This window comes from Candidatus Enterococcus testudinis (genome assembly GCF_002140915.1).
In the GTDB taxonomy this organism is placed as follows: Bacteria; Bacillota; Bacilli; order Lactobacillales; family Enterococcaceae; genus Enterococcus_D; species Enterococcus_D testudinis.
In genome coordinates, this window is the sequence record NZ_NGKU01000001.1 from 1,718,776 (window position 1) to 1,740,170 (window position 21,395).

General features: G+C 42.7%; 26 protein-coding genes. 13 read left to right on the forward strand and 13 right to left on the reverse strand.

Going from position 1 to position 21,395, the window contains the following annotated elements; genetic code table 11:
• Positions 1 to 71: 71 nt before the first annotated feature.
• Positions 72 to 608 carry a signal peptidase I gene (gene lepB, locus A5886_RS08160; protein WP_086274496.1) on the reverse strand — a complete coding sequence of 179 codons (537 nt, stop codon included), beginning with the start codon at positions 606 to 608 and terminating at the stop codon, positions 72 to 74.
• A gap of 218 nt (positions 609 to 826) precedes the next feature.
• Between lepB and A5886_RS08165 the strand changes: the two genes are divergently transcribed.
• Positions 827 to 2,278 carry an NAD-dependent succinate-semialdehyde dehydrogenase gene (locus tag A5886_RS08165; protein ID WP_086274497.1) on the forward strand — a complete coding sequence of 484 codons (1,452 nt, stop codon included), beginning with the start codon at positions 827 to 829 and terminating at the stop codon, positions 2,276 to 2,278.
• A gap of 114 nt (positions 2,279 to 2,392) precedes the next feature.
• Complete coding sequence (locus A5886_RS08170; protein WP_086274498.1) at positions 2,393 to 2,989, forward strand: nitroreductase family protein; 597 nt, start codon at positions 2,393 to 2,395, stop codon at positions 2,987 to 2,989.
• Positions 2,990 to 3,064: 75 nt separating this feature from the next.
• Here the strand turns inward: A5886_RS08170 and A5886_RS08175 are convergent, their stop codons facing one another.
• The gene (locus A5886_RS08175) at positions 3,065 to 3,550 is read right to left on the reverse strand and encodes a hypothetical protein (RefSeq protein ID WP_086274499.1); all 486 of its coding nucleotides are present in this window, start codon (positions 3,548 to 3,550) and stop codon (positions 3,065 to 3,067) included.
• A 136-nt stretch (positions 3,551 to 3,686) separates the two neighbouring features.
• Here A5886_RS08175 and A5886_RS08180 point away from each other — a divergent pair, with 136 nt between their 5' ends.
• A complete protein-coding gene (locus A5886_RS08180; protein ID WP_086274500.1) occupies positions 3,687 to 4,214 on the forward strand; it encodes an HdeD family acid-resistance protein in 528 nt (175 codons plus the stop codon).
• A 120-nt stretch (positions 4,215 to 4,334) separates the two neighbouring features.
• Complete coding sequence (locus A5886_RS08185; protein WP_086274501.1) at positions 4,335 to 4,778, forward strand: hypothetical protein; 444 nt, start codon at positions 4,335 to 4,337, stop codon at positions 4,776 to 4,778.
• 78 nt (positions 4,779 to 4,856) lie between these two features.
• Here A5886_RS08185 and A5886_RS08190 read toward each other — a convergent pair whose 3' ends face one another.
• On the reverse strand, positions 4,857 to 6,773 hold the full coding sequence (locus A5886_RS08190) for a heavy metal translocating P-type ATPase (RefSeq protein WP_086274502.1): 1,917 nt from the start codon (positions 6,771 to 6,773) through the stop codon (positions 4,857 to 4,859).
• 180 nt (positions 6,774 to 6,953) lie between these two features.
• Here A5886_RS08190 and rsxC point away from each other — a divergent pair, with 180 nt between their 5' ends.
• Genes rsxC through A5886_RS08205 form a run of 3 tightly spaced genes read left to right on the forward strand, consistent with a single transcriptional unit; the run spans position 6,954 to position 9,953 of the window.
• Positions 6,954 to 8,291: an electron transport complex subunit RsxC gene (rsxC, locus tag A5886_RS08195; RefSeq protein ID WP_086274503.1), complete on the forward strand. Its 1,338-nt coding sequence runs from the start codon at positions 6,954 to 6,956 to the stop codon at positions 8,289 to 8,291.
• Positions 8,284 to 9,354 (forward strand): RnfABCDGE type electron transport complex subunit D, encoded by a 1,071-nt coding sequence (locus A5886_RS08200; protein WP_086274504.1) that lies wholly within the window; start codon positions 8,284 to 8,286, stop codon positions 9,352 to 9,354. Before rsxC ends, A5886_RS08200 begins: the two co-directional genes overlap by 8 nt.
• A gap of 26 nt (positions 9,355 to 9,380) precedes the next feature.
• Positions 9,381 to 9,953: a hypothetical protein gene (locus tag A5886_RS08205; RefSeq protein WP_086274505.1), complete on the forward strand. Its 573-nt coding sequence runs from the start codon at positions 9,381 to 9,383 to the stop codon at positions 9,951 to 9,953.
• A 75-nt stretch (positions 9,954 to 10,028) separates the two neighbouring features.
• Here the strand turns inward: A5886_RS08205 and A5886_RS08210 are convergent, their stop codons facing one another.
• Positions 10,029 to 10,223, reverse strand: coding sequence for a hypothetical protein (locus A5886_RS08210; protein ID WP_086274506.1), 195 nt, complete (start codon positions 10,221 to 10,223; stop codon positions 10,029 to 10,031).
• A 128-nt stretch (positions 10,224 to 10,351) separates the two neighbouring features.
• Here A5886_RS08210 and A5886_RS08215 point away from each other — a divergent pair, with 128 nt between their 5' ends.
• A complete protein-coding gene (locus A5886_RS08215; protein WP_086274507.1) occupies positions 10,352 to 10,624 on the forward strand; it encodes a hypothetical protein in 273 nt (90 codons plus the stop codon).
• A gap of 79 nt (positions 10,625 to 10,703) precedes the next feature.
• Here the strand turns inward: A5886_RS08215 and A5886_RS08220 are convergent, their stop codons facing one another.
• The gene (locus A5886_RS08220) at positions 10,704 to 11,063 is read right to left on the reverse strand and encodes a hypothetical protein (protein ID WP_086274508.1); all 360 of its coding nucleotides are present in this window, start codon (positions 11,061 to 11,063) and stop codon (positions 10,704 to 10,706) included.
• 193 nt (positions 11,064 to 11,256) lie between these two features.
• On the opposite strand from A5886_RS08220, the gene A5886_RS08225 reads away from it, so the two are divergent.
• On the forward strand, positions 11,257 to 11,445 hold the full coding sequence (locus A5886_RS08225; RefSeq protein ID WP_086274509.1) for a hypothetical protein: 189 nt from the start codon (positions 11,257 to 11,259) through the stop codon (positions 11,443 to 11,445).
• 28 nt (positions 11,446 to 11,473) lie between these two features.
• Here the strand turns inward: A5886_RS08225 and A5886_RS08230 are convergent, their stop codons facing one another.
• Positions 11,474 to 12,016, reverse strand: coding sequence for an ECF transporter S component (locus A5886_RS08230; protein WP_086274510.1), 543 nt, complete (start codon positions 12,014 to 12,016; stop codon positions 11,474 to 11,476).
• The gene (locus A5886_RS08235; protein WP_086274511.1) at positions 12,000 to 12,419 is read right to left on the reverse strand and encodes a DUF4430 domain-containing protein; all 420 of its coding nucleotides are present in this window, start codon (positions 12,417 to 12,419) and stop codon (positions 12,000 to 12,002) included. Before A5886_RS08235 ends, A5886_RS08230 begins: the two co-directional genes overlap by 17 nt.
• 161 nt (positions 12,420 to 12,580) lie before the next feature.
• Here A5886_RS08235 and A5886_RS08240 point away from each other — a divergent pair, with 161 nt between their 5' ends.
• Both A5886_RS08240 and A5886_RS15670 read left to right on the forward strand, forming a co-directional pair.
• A complete protein-coding gene (locus A5886_RS08240) occupies positions 12,581 to 13,981 on the forward strand; it encodes a C69 family dipeptidase (RefSeq protein WP_086274512.1) in 1,401 nt (466 codons plus the stop codon).
• 123 nt (positions 13,982 to 14,104) lie between these two features.
• Positions 14,105 to 14,266 carry an aldo/keto reductase gene (locus A5886_RS15670; protein WP_143353781.1) on the forward strand — a complete coding sequence of 54 codons (162 nt, stop codon included), beginning with the start codon at positions 14,105 to 14,107 and terminating at the stop codon, positions 14,264 to 14,266.
• Between the two features lie 76 nt (positions 14,267 to 14,342).
• Here the strand turns inward: A5886_RS15670 and A5886_RS08245 are convergent, their stop codons facing one another.
• From A5886_RS08245 to A5886_RS08260, 4 genes are all read right to left on the reverse strand, one after another.
• Complete coding sequence (locus A5886_RS08245; RefSeq protein WP_086274513.1) at positions 14,343 to 15,503, reverse strand: MalY/PatB family protein; 1,161 nt, start codon at positions 15,501 to 15,503, stop codon at positions 14,343 to 14,345.
• Positions 15,504 to 15,521: 18 nt separating this feature from the next.
• Positions 15,522 to 17,093 carry a maltose/glucose-specific PTS transporter subunit IIBC gene (gene malX / locus A5886_RS08250; RefSeq protein WP_179190082.1) on the reverse strand — a complete coding sequence of 524 codons (1,572 nt, stop codon included), beginning with the start codon at positions 17,091 to 17,093 and terminating at the stop codon, positions 15,522 to 15,524.
• Between the two features lie 89 nt (positions 17,094 to 17,182).
• Positions 17,183 to 17,995 carry a MurR/RpiR family transcriptional regulator gene (locus A5886_RS08255; RefSeq protein WP_256926183.1) on the reverse strand — a complete coding sequence of 271 codons (813 nt, stop codon included), beginning with the start codon at positions 17,993 to 17,995 and terminating at the stop codon, positions 17,183 to 17,185.
• Positions 17,996 to 18,080: 85 nt separating this feature from the next.
• Positions 18,081 to 18,266, reverse strand: a complete 186-nt coding sequence (locus A5886_RS08260; RefSeq protein WP_086274515.1) for a hypothetical protein — start codon at positions 18,264 to 18,266, stop codon at positions 18,081 to 18,083.
• Between the two features lie 126 nt (positions 18,267 to 18,392).
• Here A5886_RS08260 and A5886_RS08265 point away from each other — a divergent pair, with 126 nt between their 5' ends.
• Both A5886_RS08265 and A5886_RS15840 read left to right on the forward strand, forming a co-directional pair.
• On the forward strand, positions 18,393 to 19,049 hold the full coding sequence (locus A5886_RS08265) for an NAD(P)H-dependent oxidoreductase (protein ID WP_086274516.1): 657 nt from the start codon (positions 18,393 to 18,395) through the stop codon (positions 19,047 to 19,049).
• A complete protein-coding gene (locus A5886_RS15840) occupies positions 19,049 to 19,219 on the forward strand; it encodes a hypothetical protein (protein ID WP_179190008.1) in 171 nt (56 codons plus the stop codon). Before A5886_RS08265 ends, A5886_RS15840 begins: the two co-directional genes overlap by 1 nt.
• 44 nt (positions 19,220 to 19,263) lie before the next feature.
• Here the strand turns inward: A5886_RS15840 and dat are convergent, their stop codons facing one another.
• Both dat and A5886_RS08275 read right to left on the reverse strand, forming a co-directional pair.
• Positions 19,264 to 20,100, reverse strand: a complete 837-nt coding sequence (gene dat / locus A5886_RS08270; RefSeq protein ID WP_086274517.1) for a D-amino-acid transaminase — start codon at positions 20,098 to 20,100, stop codon at positions 19,264 to 19,266.
• A gap of 117 nt (positions 20,101 to 20,217) precedes the next feature.
• Positions 20,218 to 21,312: an AI-2E family transporter gene (locus tag A5886_RS08275; protein ID WP_086274518.1), complete on the reverse strand. Its 1,095-nt coding sequence runs from the start codon at positions 21,310 to 21,312 to the stop codon at positions 20,218 to 20,220.
• Positions 21,313 to 21,395: the final 83 nt, after the last annotated feature.

The following is a 21,395-nucleotide window of genomic DNA, read 5'->3' on the forward strand; positions in this document are numbered from 1 at the left end:
TTTCCTAATCAGATCGTCACATTTCGTTCGATCCTTTGATGGTTGTTTAACATATGTATTCCATTGAATCATCACTCGTTTAAGCGGCCAAAATCAGCGATGGGCCAAAACACAAACACCACATCTCCCAGCACCGCCGACGCATCGATCAGCCCTAATTGCCGACTATCTTTTGAAATACGTCGATTGTCGCCCAAGACCAAAAGTTTTCCCTCTGGCACTTCTGTTTCGTCAAATAATGACATATCGAAATCATCTGTCAAGGGAAATCCATCTTGGAGATTGGCTTTAAAGTCGTCTAAATAGGGTTCATCATAGGCGGTTCCGTTGATATATAACATGTCATCCTGATAGACCACTTGATCCCCCGGCAAACCGATGACCCGCTTAATATAGTTTTTACCCGAATCATCTGGTGCGACAAAAGTGATTATATCAAAATGTTCGATGTCTGTTTGTTTCAATGCAATCACCCGCTCACCATCATGCAAGGTTGGGTCCATCGAATCTCCTTTGACGATCACTGGTGTAAATACATACTGGCGGAGTAAAAAAAGAAAAGTCGCGAAAATCGCAATAAATCCAATTGTTTTCAATACTTCTTTCATATCATTTTCGCATCCTTAACTGTTGCTTCATTTTAATTTCTTGCCTAAAATCGAACAAACATTCTTATTTATTTTAACATAAAACGGCACAAACGTGAGAGAAAGGAAAACTTTCTTTAGAAAAATTTGATGGCCCGCTTCCTTGCATATAAATTGTCAGATCAGCGAATCCATGCTACGGTTTTATACGTAGGATAAATTTGAAAGGAAGTGCCAATGTGAACAGACAATTACCAGAAGTACCGACAAAATTATTGATCAATGGCAAATGGATCGAGGGCAGTCAAGAAGCAGTAGCTGTGATTGATCCGGCAACCAACGAAGAACTGGTCAAAGTCAGTCAAGGAAGCACGAAGGAAACCAAAGACGCAATCGATGCTGCTGCGAAAGCGTTCGCTACTTGGTCCCGCATCTCCCCTAAGGAACGTGCCGACCATATGAACAAAATAGCTGATTTGATGGCTGAAGAAAGTGACCGATTGGCGCTGATCATGAGTTTGGAACAAGGGAAACCTGTGAAAGAAGCAGCCGCTGAGATTCAATCGAATGTCGAGAATTTTCGTTGGAATGCGGCTGAAGCACAACGTGTCTATGGCGAAGTCATTCCAGCACCCGAAGAAAATCATTGGTTGGTCCGCAAAGAAGCCATAGGTGTCGTAGGTGCAATTACACCATGGAACTTCCCATCCAATATGATCGCACGCAAAATCGCTCCGGCGATCGCCGTCGGATGTACATTAGTTATGAAACCATCAAAAGAAACCCCGCTTTCTGCTTTAGCACTAGGTGATATTTTCCAACGTGCTGGGTTGCCAGACGGTGTAGTCAATATTCTGTTAGGTTCTTCGGCTGAGATTGGCAAAGAATTGACCGAAAATGAAATCGTCAAAAAAATCACCTTTACTGGGTCAACTGAAGTCGGCATGAAACTTTACGAGCAAGCCGCGCCTACCTTGAAAAAAGTTTCTATGGAGTTAGGTGGCCATGCACCATTCATCGTCTTTAGTGATGCGGATATCTCCTTAGCTGTCGATAAATTGATTGCGGCGAAATTTAGAAACAACGGCCAAGTATGTACCTCACCCAATCGCATCTTTGTAGAAGCGTCGATCAAAGAAACATTTACCACACGTTTACTCGAAAAAATGCAAGAGGTCACCGTTGGATTTGGTACCGATGATCCCACCGTTGGCCCAATGATCAATGAGGCTGGCGTAGATAAAGTTGTCGATCAATTAGCAGACGCCACAAAGAAAGGCGCCACCATTTTAGTTGGTGGTCATAAGATGACTGAAGCTCCCTATGCGAAGGGAAATTTCTTCGAACCAACTGTGATCGATGGGATTACACCGGATATGGACATGTATTACGATGAAACGTTTGGACCAGTCATTCCATTGATTGTTTTCGATGATCGTGAAGCAGTAGTTGAAGCTGCCAATGATACCGTTTTTGGCCTTGCTTCTTACTTCTTCTCAACCAACTTGCAAACCATTTCCAATACTGCGCAAAAACTGCAATATGGTATGGTCGGTGTCAATGATATTGCCATCTCTAATCCCGCAGCACCCTTTGGCGGTGTCAAGCATTCAGGGTTTGGCCGTGAAAACGGCAAATATGGACCTGAAGAATATGTGACCGTTAAATTTATTGCCATTGATGCACAATAAATACAGCCGTACAAGAAGTCCAGTGGTAAGCTGGGCTTTTTGTTGAGCATTTTTATTTACTAACATTAAGTAAGCATGTATACTAACGCTATATTATAAAAAGGTGGTTATAAGATGACGACATTCTTAGACACAATCAAAAAACGCCGTTCAATCTACGGATTAGGCAAAAACGTGACACTTTCTGAAACAGATATTGAATCAATCATCAAAGAAGCAGTCAAAAACAGCCCGACTGCATTTAATGCACAATCTCCTCGTGCCGTGATTTTGTTTGGTGATGCCCATGAAAAATTATGGTCATTGACTGAAGCCGCACTTGAGCCTTTGACACCGCCAGAAGCCTTCGAAGCAACAAAACAAAAACTGGCTGGTTTTAAAGCTGGTTTCGGTACCGTATTATTCTTTATCCATACAGATACAGTCAAAAATCTGCAAGATCAATTCGCACTGTATGCGGACAACTTCCCTGTTTGGGCAGAACAATCAAATGGTATCGCCCAATCAAATACATGGGTAGCACTTGAAGAAGCTGGTCTTGGTGCCAACTTGCAACATTACAATCCAGTCATCGATGACGCTGTCGCACAAGAATGGTCGATTCCAGAAAACTGGCAATTACGGGCACAATTGGTCTTTGGCTCAAAAGAAAGTGAAGCCAATGAAAAAGAATTTTTAAGTGATGACGAACGTTTCCTAGTCATCAAATAAACGAAAAGAAATAAGCGAAAAGACACAGTCCATCGGACTGTGTCTTTTCGCTTATAAGTTACGTGCTGTCTTGCTCTAGGATTGATCGTCTTGATCCACTAGGATATCGATTGGCGTTCCCTCTGCCAAATGCTCACTCAAAAAAACCACGATTTCTGCCATTGGTTGTTTGAATTTCAACAATGGACCGCGGATCCCCCGCCGAAAGTAATTCATCTTGATAGGTTGCCCTTCTTCTTGAAACAAGACAATGCGCTCAATGTCTTGATAGACGATCCCTTTGATATTCATAGGATGAATGATGATTCGATCATCGGCTAATCCTTTGCTGTCCAGCGCAAAACTAAGGAAAATAAACCCTGAAATCACACCGCGGATCCGATGATCTAGCGTGTCATCATTTAAGAACATCGCCACAATAATCACCAATGAAAATATAACGATTGCGATTTTACTTACTGGTCGTTCTTTGGCTAGCAGCAGAATCTCGCGTCGACTGAGTATCAAAAAAAGAAAAAGCACGATCGTAAATAGCGCCATCAATAGTGTTAAACCTGTCATACGTTTCTCCGTTCAGCTTTTCCCCTATTTTATCAAAGATTGTGGATTCAATAAAGAAATAAATTGCCAGTTGTGTCTTATAGTATCCATTTTCGCTATAATTCGTTACAATAGGAAAAAAAAGGAGGAAACATTTATGAATGCATTTTTTGATAAATTATATCGCTATGATTTGATCAGAGCTTTGGTTTACATTGTCTTCGGGCTAATCATTCTCATCGCCCCCCGCACTGTATTCGATACGATCGTCTATTTGGTTGCAGGCTACATTGCTTGTTTAGGGATTATGAGTCTATACAGCAACTATCAAGACCAGAAAAAAGGCTATCGACAAGTCCAATATATTTCAGGTATCCTATTGTTGATTTCAGCTGCGGCTATTTTGATATTTGCTAGCGGGTTGCTGTCAATCATCCCTTTCTTTTTAGGTATCTTGATCACCATAAGCGGCTGTACACGTTTGATGGCCAATTTCAGTCAAAAACGAAGTGGTGCCCCTTATTTGATTGGCTTGATCGTCAGCTTTCTAATCATTGCAGCTGGGATCATTTTGGTCTTCAACCCATTTTCAACCGTCCTGTTCTTCTTCCAAATCTTTGGCGGTATCCTGTTATTTATGGGCTTCTCAGATGCGATCAACCACTTTCAGCGAAAAAAAGCTTAAAATGAGAATGTGATAAAAATCAAAGTTTTCTGACACCTTCATGTAGACTTTTGGTCCTTTACCTTTTAAAATAAGAGAAAGTATCAAATTGTAACACGATGCTACTGTAGGAGGTGCGACATGCAAAAAATCAAACCAGATCTAAAACATCCGAATGACGTACCTGTGATCTTTTTGACAGATCCCACCGGTAAAGTCGTGCGAAAAATTTCTATCAATGAATGGCGCTCTTTGAAAGCCGACCCACATGCGATCGAAGAATTGGATATCAAATTATATCGTGAAGCCATCAGCTTCTATTTACAAGAAGATTATCCTAAAGCCAAAGATTTATTACATTTTTTGATCAACAAGACTGACTATACCCATTACGAATATGTGGAACGTTTGGCCACGATCTATCGGTTAGAAAATGAATACGCGAAAGAAAAAGCGTTATTGCTCAAAGCGTTTCAGTCAATCAAACAAGTTGAATCATCAGAAGGTATTCTGCGTCGTATCGAAAAGCGTCTAGCAAAAATCGACAGCTTTCCATTTCCAGCGGATACACAGTTTACCCACTAACAGTTTATCCACTATAAAGTAGACAGACAAGCGCCACTACCCGCTCCTAATCTAAAGGAAGCGGACAGTGGCGCTTTTTTATTCTGGTAGTTTTTTCAATAAGCGTAAACCATTCAACAACACCAGTAGTGTACTACCTTCATGGGCAATCACACCTAAACCAATGTTCATTTTCCCCAATAGATTCAACACCACCAATAAGGCGACGATTAACATCGAAAAATAAATGTTTTGCCACATCACCTTTTCTGTTTTTTTTGCAATACGATAGGCATAATCGACCCGATAGAGATCATTTTTCATGAGGACCGCATCTGCCACTTCAATCGCTGCATCTGAGCCTTCTCCCATAGCGATGCCAATATCCGCCTGGACAAGTGCTGGGGCATCATTGATACCATCGCCGACCATTGCCGTTACACCATATTTTCTTTGCAAATCTGCAACGATCGCTGCTTTGTCCGCGGGCATGACTTGCGCAATCGTTTGATCGATCTGCAGTTGCGCACCGATGGTATCTCCCGCAGCTTGCCTATCACCAGTGATCATCACCGTTTGAATCCCTTGTTTTTTCATTCTTTCAATGACTGCATAGGCTTTGTCGTTTGGTTGATCCATTAAACCGATCACTGCTTCGACAGATTGGTTGATCGAAAATAAGACAATCGTCCGCCCCTTCGCTTCCAGATCGTCGATGGCGCTTTTCAACGTTGCAGCGATGTCCAAATCTGGACTGACTTTTCCCAGACGATACTGTTGATCCCCTTGATTGGCTATCAGGCCAGTACCTGCTTGATTGGTGACCGTCAAATGTTGTGTAGGCAGTTCACTTCGGTCGAAATGAGCAATGATTGCCTCCGCTAAAGGATGATTCGCTTGTTTTTCCATCGCTGTGATCACTGCATCAATGCTTGTACGATCAGCCGTGCCGTAAACAACTTCGGTGACCGTTGGTTTGCCTTTGGTCAATGTGCCGGTCTTGTCAAAAGCAATGACATTGATGTGCGCAAACTGCGTCAAAAAAGTACTGCCTTTGAACAAGACGCCACGTTTGGCCAAATTAGACAATGCCGACAGACTGACAGGCACCGCACTAGCTGCTAAGGCACAAGGTGAAGCAGCGATCATCATTACCATACCGCGGTAAAAACTAGTAGACCAATCCCATCCTAAGAGGAATGGTGCTGTTAAAATAAATAGAGGCACCAACAAAAAGACGATTTTGACATACATCGGTTCGATTTTTTTAATTGTGGTTTCGGTAGGTGACATGTTCGACTGTGCTTGTGCGGCCATTGCAATGATCTTGGCAAAAACGGAGTCTGCACTATCTTTGGTCACTTCCATGGTGAAATTGCCAGAACCATTCATGGTACTGCCGAATACTTCATCCCCGACAGTCTTCTCCCGCGGCACGCTTTCTCCATTGATGGAGGCTTCGTTGATATCGCTTGATCCGGAAATAATCACGCCGTCAGCGGCCACTTGATCGCCAGGCAATACTTGCAGATGATCGCCTTGTTTCACTGTTTCTGCCGCAATTTTCGTGACTATCCCATTGGCATCGATCAAGCGGGCTTCTGTTGGGTTGATTTTCAACAGGTTTGTGATTTCACGCCGACTTTGCCCTTCTGCGTACTCTTCCAAAAAATGCGCACCAGCAAATATCAAGATCAATAACGCGCCTTCACTATAGTTGCCAATGACGACTGAACCAAGTGTTGCGGCTGTCATCAGTAAATGTACATTTGGTGTGAATCGATGATTGCTTTTTGTTTGCGAAATCGTATCTGTGATGCCCTCGCCAATAATATGGTAGCCGGCAAAAAGGATCGTCAACAGATAAAGTACGGTTTTGATTGAATCTGTAGGTATAATGAGTGCAGCCATAAAACAGATAAAACCAACAAAAAACCATTTCACTGATAGATGACTATGGTTGTGACTATGGTGATCGTTATGCGTTTGCGCTTGGTGACAAGTATGTTCTGACATGTAAGTCCCTCCATTCTTCATATGAATACATGAACATATTTACATTTATCATTATATATGAACGAACAGTCATGTGTCAAACAGAAAAATGCTGGTTTTATTTATTTGTAAGGGTTTAAATTTTTATGTCAGACTCTCCCATGATACACTTAGACATAGAATAAGAAAGGAGTGTTTTGTATGCGAACATTTACTGGCGGCATCTCTCTTAGCCCTCCGTTAAAAATGTTGAAAGAAAAGTTAATGGTCAAACAAGACGATGTCTTGACGTTCTCGCCAACAATGGTGTTTATCCCGTTAGCCCAACATATCGGCGCACCTGTGGAACCTATCGTCGCCGTTGGTGATTATGTCAAACAAGGTCAAGTGATTGCTGAAGCGGATGCCTTTGTTTCTGCTAAAATCCATGCCTCAGTCTCTGGAAACATCGTTGATATCGTCGATTGGCCCGACCAGAACAATGGTGAAGGAACCACGATCATCATCGAAAATGATTTCAAATATACCAATGACTTTTTGACCGACGCTTTCGATTGGTCGACAGCTGAAAATAAGGAGATCATTGCAAAGATTCAAGCTGGAGGCATCGCAGGTAAAGGCGGCGCCACGTTTCCTACTCACGTGAAATTCAGTGTAGATGAGCCTAACGACATCCATACGCTGATCCTAAACGGGTCAGAATGTGAGCCATTTCTACGTAGTGACGCCTTTTTGATGCAAAAAGAAGCGCAGCAAATAATTACTGGCGCCAAAATCGCCCAAAAGTTATTGGCAGACCCTAAAATTTTGATTGGGATCGAAGATGACAAACCTTTAGCAATCAAAGCGATGACCGCTGCGAGTGCCGACGATGACACCATCGAAGTCGTTACTGTCCCAACTGTTTATCCAACCGGTGGTGAAAAGCAGTTAGTAGAGTTATTGACAGATCAAGAAGTTCCCCTTGGCGGATTGACCGCTGATATAGGTATTGTTTTGATCAACGTTGCCACCAGTTTTGCACTAGCCGATGCTGTATGTTTTGACAAACCTTTGATAGAACGCTATACGACTGTCACAGGAGATGTCCAAAAACCTTGTATCGTCAAAAATCCCCTAGGGACTTTAGCAGGCGAATTGATTGATTTTGCCGGCGGCTTTCAAGGTGCCCCCAGCAAATTGATCTTAGGTGGACCCATGATGGGCAAAGCCGTCAATACACTGAAAGTCCCTGTCACAAAAGGCAGCAATGGGGTCATCATATTCAATGAAGAAACCGATTGGCTGTATAAAGAAAATCCCTGTATTCGGTGCAACAAATGTGTTGAAGCTTGTCCGATGCGTTTGATGCCGATGGAAATCGATCAATTCTACCGTGCGGGAGATTACCAAAAATGTGAAGAACTCTTAGCAGAGGCTTGTATCAATTGCGGTGCTTGTACCTTTGTCTGTCCGGCAAAACGGTCTTTAGCGGCCAACATCACAGCGGCCAAGAGCAAAGTGGCACAGCTGCGAGAGGAGGCGAAGGAAAGTGCCTGATTACTATCAAGATTCAGCTAGCGAGAAAATCTTTCAGCAACGTAAACAACAGGACGTACCCCCTAGCCCACATATCCGTGACAATGATGAAACTGTCAAAATCATGGGTGCAGTAGTGTTGGCGTTATTGCCCGCAGTCTTATTTTCGGGCTATCTTTTCGGCTTGAAAGTCTATGGCTTATTCGTCATCGGAATCGTTACCGCTTTTGCTGCTGACATGGGTTGGTCTTTCTTGGTCAAGCGTCCCCTGCGATTCGATTTAAGTATTGTGGTTACAGCCTTGTTACTGACGATGAATCTGCCGCCTTCTGCGCCATGGTATTTTCCTGTCATTGGTGTGGCCTTTGCGGTGATCGTTGTCAAAGAATTCTTTGGCGGCATCGGCTACAATTTCCTCAATCCAGCATTGGGGGGGCGCGCCTTGTTGATTGGTTTATTCTATAATCAGATGTTTCTAATCAGTTGGCCTGATCCGCCTTTTGGCAGCATCAGTCCTGATGTGGTATCCCAAGCAACTGCCAATGATGTCGTATCTGGCGCCACGCCTCTAGCGGTGATGAAAGCCGGTGATACGTTATCCAATCAAGAACTGCTTGATGCTTTCTTAGGTTTTACTGGTGGTCGTGTTGGTGAAACCAGTGCCTGTTTGTTGCTGCTAGGCGGCATTTTTCTAGTATGGCGGAAAATCATTTCTCCTCGTATTCCTCTGATTATTTTTGCTACGATTGGTCTATTTGCCTTCATTTTAGGACCTGACGGATTCTTTACTGGCACGTGGCAGCATGTGATTGGGCATATTATCAGTGGCGGCGCGATGTTAGGTGCTATCTACATGGCGACGGATTATTCATCCACGCCTGGTACAAAGGCAGGCGAGAACCTATTCGCCGTTGGCGTGGGTTTACTCGTCGTCTTGTTTCGTTTCTATGGATTCACCAACGAAGGCATGAGTTATGCGATTTTGATCATGAATTGCTTTACGCCGTTGATCGATCGTTTCTTGCGCTTAAGGATCTTAGGTGAAGGAAAACCGACACCCTTTAATCTTAAATTCATGCGTTGATCAATTGTTTGAAAGGAGGAATTATTGTGACGATTGCCAACAGACTTGTACTGTTTCTCGTGATTATTTTAACCAACTATGTCTGTCAACAACTTGCGCCAGCCGTTGGCAAAAAAACGCCCAACGTCACCACCCGTGTCTGCTATCTTGCCACTGTGATCGGAATAGCATATTTACTCAGCGGCGTCTTATTTTGGGGCGTGATGCAAGCCAATCTTGTCTATGGAAACGTCGTAGTGACCAATTTAGTCACCGCTGCTCTGATTGCGCTGGTCATCTCATGGGTCCTACTAAAAATAATGCCCGGCAAATCTCGTTTTCTGACCGATCATTTGACAAAAATCATCTTTGTGGCTGTGCCGATCATGACAGTAGCCACAGTAACACAGTTTCCTTATGACCACTATCTTCTGCACCTCGCAACAGCCACTGGTATGTACATGTTGTTTTCCTATGCATTATCAGGTGTTCGCACCAGAGTTGAAATTGCGGAGATCCCTCACATCTTGCAGGGGCTGCCCTTAGATGTTGTGACTTTGTTTCTCTTTTATCTCAGTTTTTCATTTCTCAATGGTGTTTTCTTCAATTACTTGTTCTAAATCCACACAACAAGCCAACCAGAATGCAGAGACCATTCTGATTGGCTTGTTGTTTGATATATACTGTGCAGACAGCTATTTTTTTCGAAACATTTCCCGGAATGAGCCAATCAAAAATCCTGTCTGATAGGCATTGTCCGCTTTCGCCTTTTTTTCATCGGCTATTTTTTGCCGAGTCTTCAATCCTTTTTTGGCATTCTTTGATGTTCCTTCCCGTAATTCTTTTGAAGCATTTTGCCATTCTTTAGAAAAACGATTGTATCCAGCCATCCAAATCACTCCTTTCTTTTAGCTTATCATAAGCAGGCAATCCTTTCACAGGAATTGCCTTTCTGACCTAAATCAGGTAACATAGCAATTAGAAAGAAGTGTGTATGCTGCTTAGAAAGGAAATGACTATGAACGAAACACATACAGGATTACTTGTGAATAGCCGTGTTTTCCAAGAAACACCTATGATGCTAACCGGTATCCAATTACTTGAAGACCATAAAATCGTCAATTGTATCATCAAAGACCGCTACCTTTCCAGCTATGTTTTGCGATTGCCCTTAAATAAATATCAACTTGAGGTTGAAGGCAAATGGAACAAGCGCGAACAATTGGTGATCAAACATATGAAAATAAAAAATATCGATGCCTTTATCAAGATCGTCGGTACACCTGAATAGATCAAAACAGAGAAGCCATTCCGACTTCTCTGTTTTTTTTTATTTTGTGTTTTTTGTATTATATACTTTGTATTAAGTATTAGGTAGCGATTTGCGCCAATCGTTCCAACAAGCGTTTTTGCTCCTCTTGGATGCCAATAGCCATTGGCTTAATCAGCAGTTTGACCGTCGCAGCAGGGGTCTGGATGCTTATTTTTTTGTTCAACACACCGCTGATCTGCATATGAGTAATATCATGTAAAAATATCGTTTGCATCGCTTTTTCTTTAAAACTCAAATCTAACTGGATCAAATGGATTTTTTCTTCATCAAGAACAAGAATATAATATTTCGGTAACGGGAGGGCAATCACTTTGGCTTCTTCTGCATAACCCGCAAGTTTGCCATCGAACTTCTGACGGTAGTCTTCAAGGTCAGCTTTTTTGACGATCCACTTCATTTTCAGCAACCCCTTTCACTTACTTCAAGCATACCCGCTGCCTGTTTGATTGCATAATTATATGCCTGTATCCTTTTTCACATAACCCGTGATCTACCCAAAAATGGAATTGACAATGTCGAGTTGAAATCCTTTACTTTCATCATCATTTCCGATATTCTATTGCTAAATTGAATAGAATGAGGTGTGAATGATGAATGAATCACAGGTAGATCTAAGCATTGATTATTGGGCAAAAGTCATAGGGCAACCAGATTTAGTGGAAGTTCAAGTCTTACATGTCCTTACTAATACAGTAACTGTCTGCATCAAAGAAACTGGCGAAACCGGTGTCGCAAAGCTATGTGACCTAGTTCCTCAAGAAGAAAAAATGATCGTTTAGCTTCACGCCGTAACAAAAAAAGACAAAATCAGCTGATTTTGTCTTTTTTTGGATAGAACCGGCGAATCAACTGGCGAAATACTGGTGCCAGCAACAGATAAAAAACGCCATTACCCATGGCATGTAATGCATCAAAGCTAAGGCCTTGTAGATAATAGGGCCAAAAATGCGGCAATCCATACAATTTCACACTCAGCCATGAAATCACAAAACCATATAAAAAGCCTGCAGCGACACTATAAAGAAATGGCCACACCGGCATGCGGCGATAGCTTGCCGACAAACAAAATATCCCTTGTACTGCTAAGACCACACCATAACTAATGATTTGTGTCACCGTCCACACACCCATCCCCATATAAAGATTGGTGATGACTAAGGAAAGAATGGCAACGATCATCCCCCGTCTAAAGCCCAAGTATAAGACAATCAACAAGAAAATCACGGTCATCGGCTGCACATTAGGTAAAGGATGCAGGAGTGTACGACCAACCACCGCTGCTGCGGTGAACAAACTTAAGAAAGCAATTTCTCTTACCGTGAAATAGGCCGCTTTATTCGAATTTTTCATAGGTAAAAACCACTTGATCGTTTTCCCCTAAAAAAGTGTCATTGGCACCGGTGTTGATCATCTCATCATTGATTGTGTAGGTCCAATAGTAGCCACTGCCTTCATCTTGCGCCAAACCATCAATACTTGTGATCATGCCTTGATCTTCCACCAACTCAAAATTGTCTTTCATGATCGTCATCAGCGTCGTTCCCTCTTCAAATGTGACTGTTTTGTCAGTCAAAGCTGCCGATGTATCGTCGCTGTTGTTGACAAACGAAATCTCAGCAGTTCGCTGTGTAGCTGATTTTTCAGCTGAAGAAGCTTCCGTAGATGTACTAGTACCATCGATACTTGGTTTCGCACAGCCCACCAACAGTAGACTCAGCAGTAAAACATAACTGATCATTATTTTTTGTTTCATCGATTCTCCCCATTTCTTTTCTTCATTTCTCTATTGTACTAAATATACAACCAAAATTCGATGGTTTTTAAAAAGTCGAGAGCTCACCCATTGATAAAACCCAAAACAATCGTTATACTAACATCAATTCGAATAGTCCCCCATCGATAAGGAGAATAGATATGGATAGAAAAACAGCTTCATGTACCACGATTTTGGTTGGTAAACATGCAACCAACGATGGTTCAACAATGATCGCCCGTAATGAAGATTCCGGCAGCGGCTCAGAGCCGCAAAAATTTGTCGTGATCGAACCGAAAGAACAAGGGCGTACGTTTTTTGCCGTGTTAAGTGATTGCACAGTTCAATTACCAGAAAACGCCATGCGCTATACAGCTACCCCGGAAGCTGATCCGTCACAAGGCGTCTGGGCGGCTTCCGGGATCAATGCCGCAAATGTTGCCATGACTGCGACCGAAACGATCACCACCAATTCCCGCGTCCTAGCCATCGATCCTCTTGTACCCGAGGGCATCGGCGAAGCGGACTTTGTCAGTATTGTCTTGCCTTACATCCACTCAGCCCGAGAAGGTGTGCTTCGTTTAGGACAATTACTCGAAGAATACGGTACCTATGAGTCAAACGGCATCGCTTTTTCAGATCAAGATGAAGTCTGGTATATGGAAACCATTGGCGGACATCATTGGGTGGCAACGCGTATTCCAGACGATGCCTATGTGGTGGCTCCCAATCGCTTGAATATCGATGCTTTCGATTTTGATGCAGACACCGTATTGTACGCCAAAGATTTACCTGCTATGATCGACACGCACCATTTGAATCCTGACTTTGAAGGAGTCAATCTGCGGCATATTTTCGGGAGTGCCACCGAAAAAGATACCCGCTATAATAACCCTCGTGCTTGGTATATCCAAAAGCATTTCAGTGGAACAGACGCGGACCCAATCAATCAAGAATTGCCTTTCTTGTGTTATCCAAAACAAAAGCTGACGATTGAAGATGTCAAATGGGCACTCAGCAGTCATTTTCAGAATACACCTTTTGATCCTTATGGAACCGGCACCGCAACAGAGAAAAAACAATTTCGGTCGATTGCACTGAATCGCAATCAACAAGTCCATATTCTACAAATCAGAAACAATGTTGCACCTGAAATTGCGGGTATTCATTGGCTGGCTTTTGGACCAAATACATTCAATGGTGTGGTTCCTTTTTATACCCATATCACCGACACACCAGCAGCCTATCGGGATACCACAAACGTCTATGATCCTGCTAACCATTATTGGTTGAGTCGTACGTTGGCATTGATCGGTGACAGTGATTATGACCGCTATAGCGATTTGGCAGCTCGATTTGAACTGGATACCATGGCCTATTGTCGCCGCATCCAGCTTCAGACGGATCAAGCATGGAATGGACAAGATCAAGCCTTATTGTTGCTGGAAGAGGCCAATGAGACGATGGCCACTTATTATATGGAACAAGCAACAGCCTTGTTGGGTAAAATGGTTGAATCAGGGAGTCAAAAAATGGCTTTGCGTTTTAATCTGGCTGATTAACATGTATTCACACAATCTTTACCTAAAATTGTTAGGAACCATACATTCATCCTTTATGATAAAGATACCACTTGGTTCACTACACCGCTGAGAACCAAGATGGAATTGTTGGGAGGAATGACTATGAACACGACGAATTATCGGACCATTACCAACGAATATGTCAAAGGTGAGGTTATCACCCGTTATGACCACCAATCGATTTTGATCATCCAAGACCGCGATGGCTTTCTTCATGTCGTTGAAAGAACCGCTACTTCCCCTAACCAATCTCGGTCGAAATAAAAAAAACTGCTTGCACACAGAAGAAGAAAAACAGGCACTTCTTCTTGGGTAAGCAGTTTTTTCATTTCCATGTATATCATTGAAAACTACGGGTAAATCGACCCATTCCTTCTTCAAGTTTTGCTCGAGGACACCCAATATTCAAACGCAAGAAATCCTTGCCCGCCGCCCCATATACGGCCCCATCCATAATGGCGACCTTTCCTTGATTGATCAATCGTTCTTGGATCTCAGCCATAGAAAGCGCCATCTGCGAACAATCCAACCACATCAGGTAGGTTGCTTGGCTATCGACGACAGCTATCTCAGGATGGTGTTGCTGCAGATATTGTTTGACAAACCTGCTATTTCCATCAAGATAGTGGTTGAGTGCATCTACCCAACTAGCCCCTCCTTGATAAGCAGCAATCGTCGCGGTCAAACCAAAGATGCTTGTAGAGCTTAAGCCATCTGCCTCTTTTAATCGCTGGATAAATTGTGTTCTGATGTGTGGATTGGGGATCAATCCATATGAATAAATCAAACCTGGAAAATTAAAGGTCTTGCTTCCAGATGTGACCACAGCGATATTGTCTTCGGCCAATTGAACCAATGGCACATGAACTTGTCCCTCACGCAAAATGTCCATATGGATTTCATCAGAAATAATAAATACCCCATGCTGCTGAGCCAGTCGCAGTATCTCAATCAATTCCTTTCTTTCCCAAACACGCCCTGTAGGATTATGAGGACTGCATAGCAGCAAGACTTTATTCTCCGGTTGAGCCATTTGTTCTGCAAGTTCTACCAAATTGAACTGATAGTTTCCCTCCTGATAAAGAAGCGGATTGTCTACTAATTTACGCCCATTGCTGGTGATCAAGTGAAAAAACGCATCATAGGCGGGTGTTTGAATGATAACACCGTCTCCTGCAACTGTTAATATACTGATCAGTTGTTTGACACTATAGATGACAGATGGACTATAAACGAGCCACGCGTCATTGATTGTGGCCGCAAAGCGAGTCTGATACCAGTGAGACACCGCATCTTTGAAATCGCCGTGATTCCATCGTGTATAACCGTAAATTGGATGTTGCATCCTTGTGAATAAGGCTTTTTCCACAATCGGTGGCACCTTGAAGTCAGTATCTGAGATGGTGAATGGCAACAAGTCATTTTGACCAAAGCGATCTTCAATGTAATCCCATTGTGTGCAGTGGGTTCCTCTACGATCTATCTCTTCATCAAAATCCATGCTATTGACTCCTCTCCTCTATAAAATTGCATCCAATTGATTTCTGACGGTGGTCACTTTTGTACCAATGATGACTTGTACATTGTTGTCATTCAAGTGGACAACTCCCAGTGCCCCCAGCTTTTTCAATCGTTCATCGTCAATGATCGATCCGTTTTTCACGACCAATCTGAGTCGCGTAATACAATTATCCAGTGATTCGATGTTTTCAGCCCCACCCAAAGCGGTTAAAATCCCCGGTGCATCAAATCCACCTTTGACATTATGCTGCAACTCATCTTGTGAATAATCCATTTCGTCCACGCCGGGTGTTTCTCTTCCAGGTGTGTGTAAGTTTTTGCGTAAAATGACTGTTTTAAAGACAAAATAGTAAATGGCAAACCAACAAGCACCAACCACCAAAACCAGCCACCATTTGGTCTGTGTCCCTTGCATGACCCCGAAAATCACAAAGTCTAAAATCCCGCCATCAGTGTTTCCGATCGTTACACCTAAAACACTCATTATCATAAACCCAGCACCCGTCATGATGACATGGAAGATCCAGAGTAATGGACTAACAAATAAGAATAGAAACTCAATTGGTTCGGTAATTCCAGTGACAAACGTTGCAATGACACCGGAAATCAACAAGCCTTTGATTTTGTGTCGATTTTGCGGTTTCGCTGTTTGATACATCGCCAACGCTGCCGCAGGCAAACCGAACATGAAGGTCGGCATTTTCCCTTGTGACAAGAAAGCTGTGGCGCTTGGCGAGATACTCAACCCATTTTGCAACTCAGCATAAAAAATATTTAAAGCGCCAAAGACTTGTTGGCCATCGACGATTTGGCTACCGCCAGCTTCAGTAAAGCGAATCATCGACACCAATATATGGTGCAACCCAAAAGGCAAGAGCAATCGTTCACCAGAACCAAACAGAAACGGACCAAAAGGACCTGCCTGTTGGATCAAATGACCGATTCCTGTAATCACAAATGCGAACAACGGCCAGATCATGGGAATGACTACACCTACTAACGCCAGCGTTACTGAGGTAATGATTGGTACAAAACGGGCGCCGGAGAAGAAGGCAAAACTATCCGGCAGTTGAAAATGATAGAATTTCATATGCAGCTTATAAACGATCAAGCCAGCGATGATCCCACCTAGAACCCCCATCGATAGCGTCTGGATGCCAAACACCATTTCTTGCCCTGCTTCTCTAGGCAGCTCTGTAGTTGCTAGCTGGTTGGTTTCTTGTAAATAAAAATTGATCGATAAATGCATGACTACATAACCAACAAATCCAGAAAAAGCAGCAACGCCTTTTTCTTTTCGCGCCAATCCTAAAGGGATCGCCATCGCAAACATAACAGGCAGGTAGCTAAATGCAAAGCCGCCAATAGTTGACATAAAGCGAAACATCACTTGCAGCCATGCAGCACCCAACACAGGGAACGCGTCAATTGTCGCTTCCGATGAAAACGCACTGCCGATTCCTAAAAACAACCCCATAAATGCCAACAACGCGACGGGCAGCATGAATGTTTTTCCTAATCCTTGAAAAATTTCCATCCAACTGGTGTTTTTTGTTTTTTTCACGTTTATTTCCTCCTCTGTTCTACTTTCCTTTACACCAAAAATGTAAACGATAACAACGACTGATTCAACCTATATACCAAAAGAAGAATACCCATTCAGGAATCAGAATGGGTATTCTTCTTAGGTTGTATTCGATTTGCAAATTGAATCATCAACACATCAAGGATCCCCGCCAAAGGTACCCGGGGACTCAAATCAATATCTTGACTATACACTGTACTGATTTCAGATGTAAAAGCCAGTGTCGCTCGTTCTATCAATGAATTGGCATAAGTTCCCGTAAAAGCAATGAGCGGCACATGATTGTCTATCAGCCGATCTGCATAGTCCAACATCCCCATTGTCTCACCGCTTAAACTAATAAATATGGCCAAATCGGCACTCGTCAAATGATTGCTGACAGCAAAAAGTTCGTCCCAATCCGTTGCTGCACCCACCTGTTTGCCTAAGAAACGTAATTTGCGGCTCGCAGACAATGCGACCGGCATACTTTGGCCCAATGCAAAAAATTCGATGCGCTTGGCTTCCGCCAAAAGTTCGATAGCTTTTGTCAATTGGTTAGGATCGATTCCTTGCAAAGAATGCTCAAAATCGCGAAGCATTTGTTCGATCAGGGGCGTTAAAGCCAGCGGTTGGCTACTTTCATCCTGTGGGTGTGTCATCATCTGATGACCTTTCAGTGCAAATTTGAATTCTTGAAAACCAGCAAAACCAAGTTTTTTTGCCATACGAGAAACTGTCGCTTGACTGGTGTATGTTTCTCGCGCCAATTGTGTTGCGGTCATGTCTAAAACCTCTGCGGACGCATGCAGGCAATAATCTAAAACATTCTTTTCAACACGATTCAACTTGGGAATTTGATACTGGATTTGTTTATATAAATGATTCATCACATCGGTCCATTTCATTTGATACTCTTATTATACCTTTACCAATGAAATGTACAATGATTCATTTAACTGTTCGTGTTGCTTGCGTACAGCTTGTATTCACTTATCTGTGCATCACAGTAAATTCTTGGCCATCTTCATCGATCCATTCGCTAGTGCACACATCTTGTCTCTTTTGTGAAATGCCTGTGGTATACAATCCTTTTTCTACTAGAGCAATGCCGTTGGCAATCAGCCAAACCAATCCTGCCAGAACTTTTACTAACACATGACTGTTGTCCATCCTCATTCGCTTTTCCTCCGATCGATCATTTTTAGTCATAATACAGGCTGCAACTTAAACGAACCTAAAAAGCAGACTAGTTTCCCTTTCTGGAAATTTGTGGTACATCTATTATGAAAGGATGAATGATTTATGACAAACACTTTAGTCATCGCGAGTCACCCAGACTACCAACATTCGCTGTCACAGCGATTTTTTACTGAAAGTGCAAAAATACCCGGAGTCACGATCCATTTTCTCGATACGCTAGACCAGTTTATAGTAGCTGATGAACTGTCTTTACTGTCAGAATGTGATCGCTTGATTTTACAATTCCCGCTATATTGGTATAGCGTCCCAGCCAAAATGAAGGCTTGGATCGATGCCATTTGGTCTCCAGCCGAAACAGTGTTACGTGGCAAAGAAATCGGGTTTGCTATTTCTACCGGTGTGGCAGCCAAAGGGTTTCAACTAGGGGGAACCGAACAAATCAGCTTCAACGAAATATTACGGCCGCAACTAATGATGGCCCAAAAATACCAGATGCGTGTACTGCCTTTGGTCGTGCTGGATCAATTGATGTATAAATCCGAAAAACAGAAACGCGCATTTGTGATCGACTATCAACAATTGTTAACAATGCCTGCGCCTTTCTCGTTTGAACAAAGGCAAAGATGGTTTATCGACCGCTTGCGGACACACGTTGCTGTCAACCCAAAGCTGAATCCGTTGTTGACGCAGGTGGAAGACAACTATGAGTTGCTTCACGATTTAAACGACGCATTGACCAGTTTGGAGGAATTCTTTTGATGGAACCATGGATTGAACAAATGATCTCAGATATCACCAACGAATCAACCGATTATCACGAAAAAGCGCTCCTACAAGGTCTCGCTGACTTACTTCAAGAGCAGCAACAACGCATCACCTCAAAACAAGGTGAATTGGATGGGAAATTATGGAATCCAAGTGAATGGTAAAAAAAGGTTGACCGGATGAGACGAATCAGGTCAGCCTTTTTTATTTAGATAGCATCGATATAAGCTTGTTGCAAGCGAGTGGTTATCGGCCCTCTATCACCTGCTCCGACCATTTGACCATCAATTGAAACGACTGGTACGATTTCCCAGACTGAATTGGTCAAGAAGCACTCTTGTATCTGAGGCAATTGGGAGATCGCGACTGGTTCTTCATGTAATGAGATGCCCAGTTCAGCACACAGTGCACGAACTTTGATTTTGGTGATTCCGGGTAAGACCAAAGGCCCATCAGGATGGGTATATAGTTGGCCATCGATGACAAACCACACATTCGATGCTGACGCTTCTGTGAAATAGCCATCTCTTTGCAGCAAAGCATCGTCAAAGCCTTTCTCGATGGCTTCATCCAATGACAAAAGATTTCCCAACAAACTCAATGATTTGATATCACAATGCAGCCAACGCTGATCTGGAATCACAGTGGCGGTCAATCCTCTTTCCTGCATGTCCGTTGGTCGCTCGAAAGGGATGGCGTTTGCTGTCAGTACTGGCGTCACCGTACCAACTGGCGGAAATTGATGATTTCGCGGAGAATACATCCCCCTGGTGATTTGAAGATAGACTTCCCCATTGTCAATTTTTTCAACAGCAATCAATGCCTTTAGCTGTTCTTTCAGCAGCGTTACATCATACGGCAGAGCCAATTTGATTTTCTTGGCACTCGCTGTGAGTCGCTGCATATGTTCTTCCAACATGTAACACTGACCATGATAGACCCTGATCACTTCATAAATACCATCTCCGTATTGATACCCTCTATCTTCAATATCTAATTTGACTTGATCACGATCCACGATATGTTCATTCCACAATACCTTCATCTCATTCACTCCCACTATATCTTTCTGTGCAGTTAGTATAGCACGAATGTTCGTTGCTGCGTTGACTTTTCAGTAAGCAAAAAAAACGATGATCTGGCGATCATCGTGTGAACAAACTTATTCTTCTTTGATCAGCGTTTTTGCTTGTCGACGTTCTTGCCAAAACTGAATACAGGTACGAGACATCGCTACGATGATCGAATAAACAGGCAGAGCAACGATCATACCGACAAATCCCATCAAGTTCCCCGCAATCAACAGTAGAAAAACAGCGATGATCGGGTGGATATGCAAGACTTTGTTCATCACCAATGGAGAAACCAAGTAGGATTCACCAAACTGGATGATCGTGATACCTAATACCAGCAATAAACTCGTCTGGATATCTTCACTCAATGCAAAGAGAAAAGCCGGTGCTGCCCCAATAAAAGGACCAAAATAAGGAATAATATCCAACACCCCGCAAATCAATCCTAACAGCAATGCGTTTTGTAAACCCAACAAAGAAAAAATCACGTAACTGGAAAAAGCAACATACGAACAGACCAACAGTTTCCCACCGATATAAGCCGAAGCAGCTTGATGAAAATCATCGCACAATTGCAACACCAACGAACGATAACGTTTGGGCGTTTTTTCTGCCAAAATACCAGGTACTTTTTCACCATCCTTAAACATATACACGAGCAACAAAGGAATCGTGAACAAGATGATTGCTGAATGTGAGACAATTGAAATCAAGCTCGTCAAGCTATTGGTCGCACCTGTTAAGAATTGCAGAGCAAAATTACCTATTTGCGTGAAATTAACAGATTCAACGAGGGGTTCAAATAAATCACGCAAATAGAAATGGTCAATATTATCAATTACCAGATTGATGATCACCGGTACTTGACCGATGAACCGTCCCATTTCGCCCGCTAAGGCAGGCGCGATGACCTGAATGATCAAATAAGCCGCGAAAACAATCAATAACAACGTGAGATAAAGCGCAGCATGTTTATTGTTTGTGATACGTTTGATCCACTTGAAGAAAGGTAAAAAGATATAAAAGATAAAAATGGAAATCAAAACCGGCAAAAAGACACTTGAAAAAATGGCTTCTAACGGCCTGAAAACGAACATAATATTTGAAAAGATCCATATTGCGAGCCCTAGTAAACATATGATTACCAGTCCTGCAAAAACTTTTGATTTTTGTAAAAATGCCAAATAATCTTCCTCCGAAATGTAATAATCTGTGTGCCATTTGCCTATGAACGAGCTATATATTTACTGGACAAACAGGCAAAGCG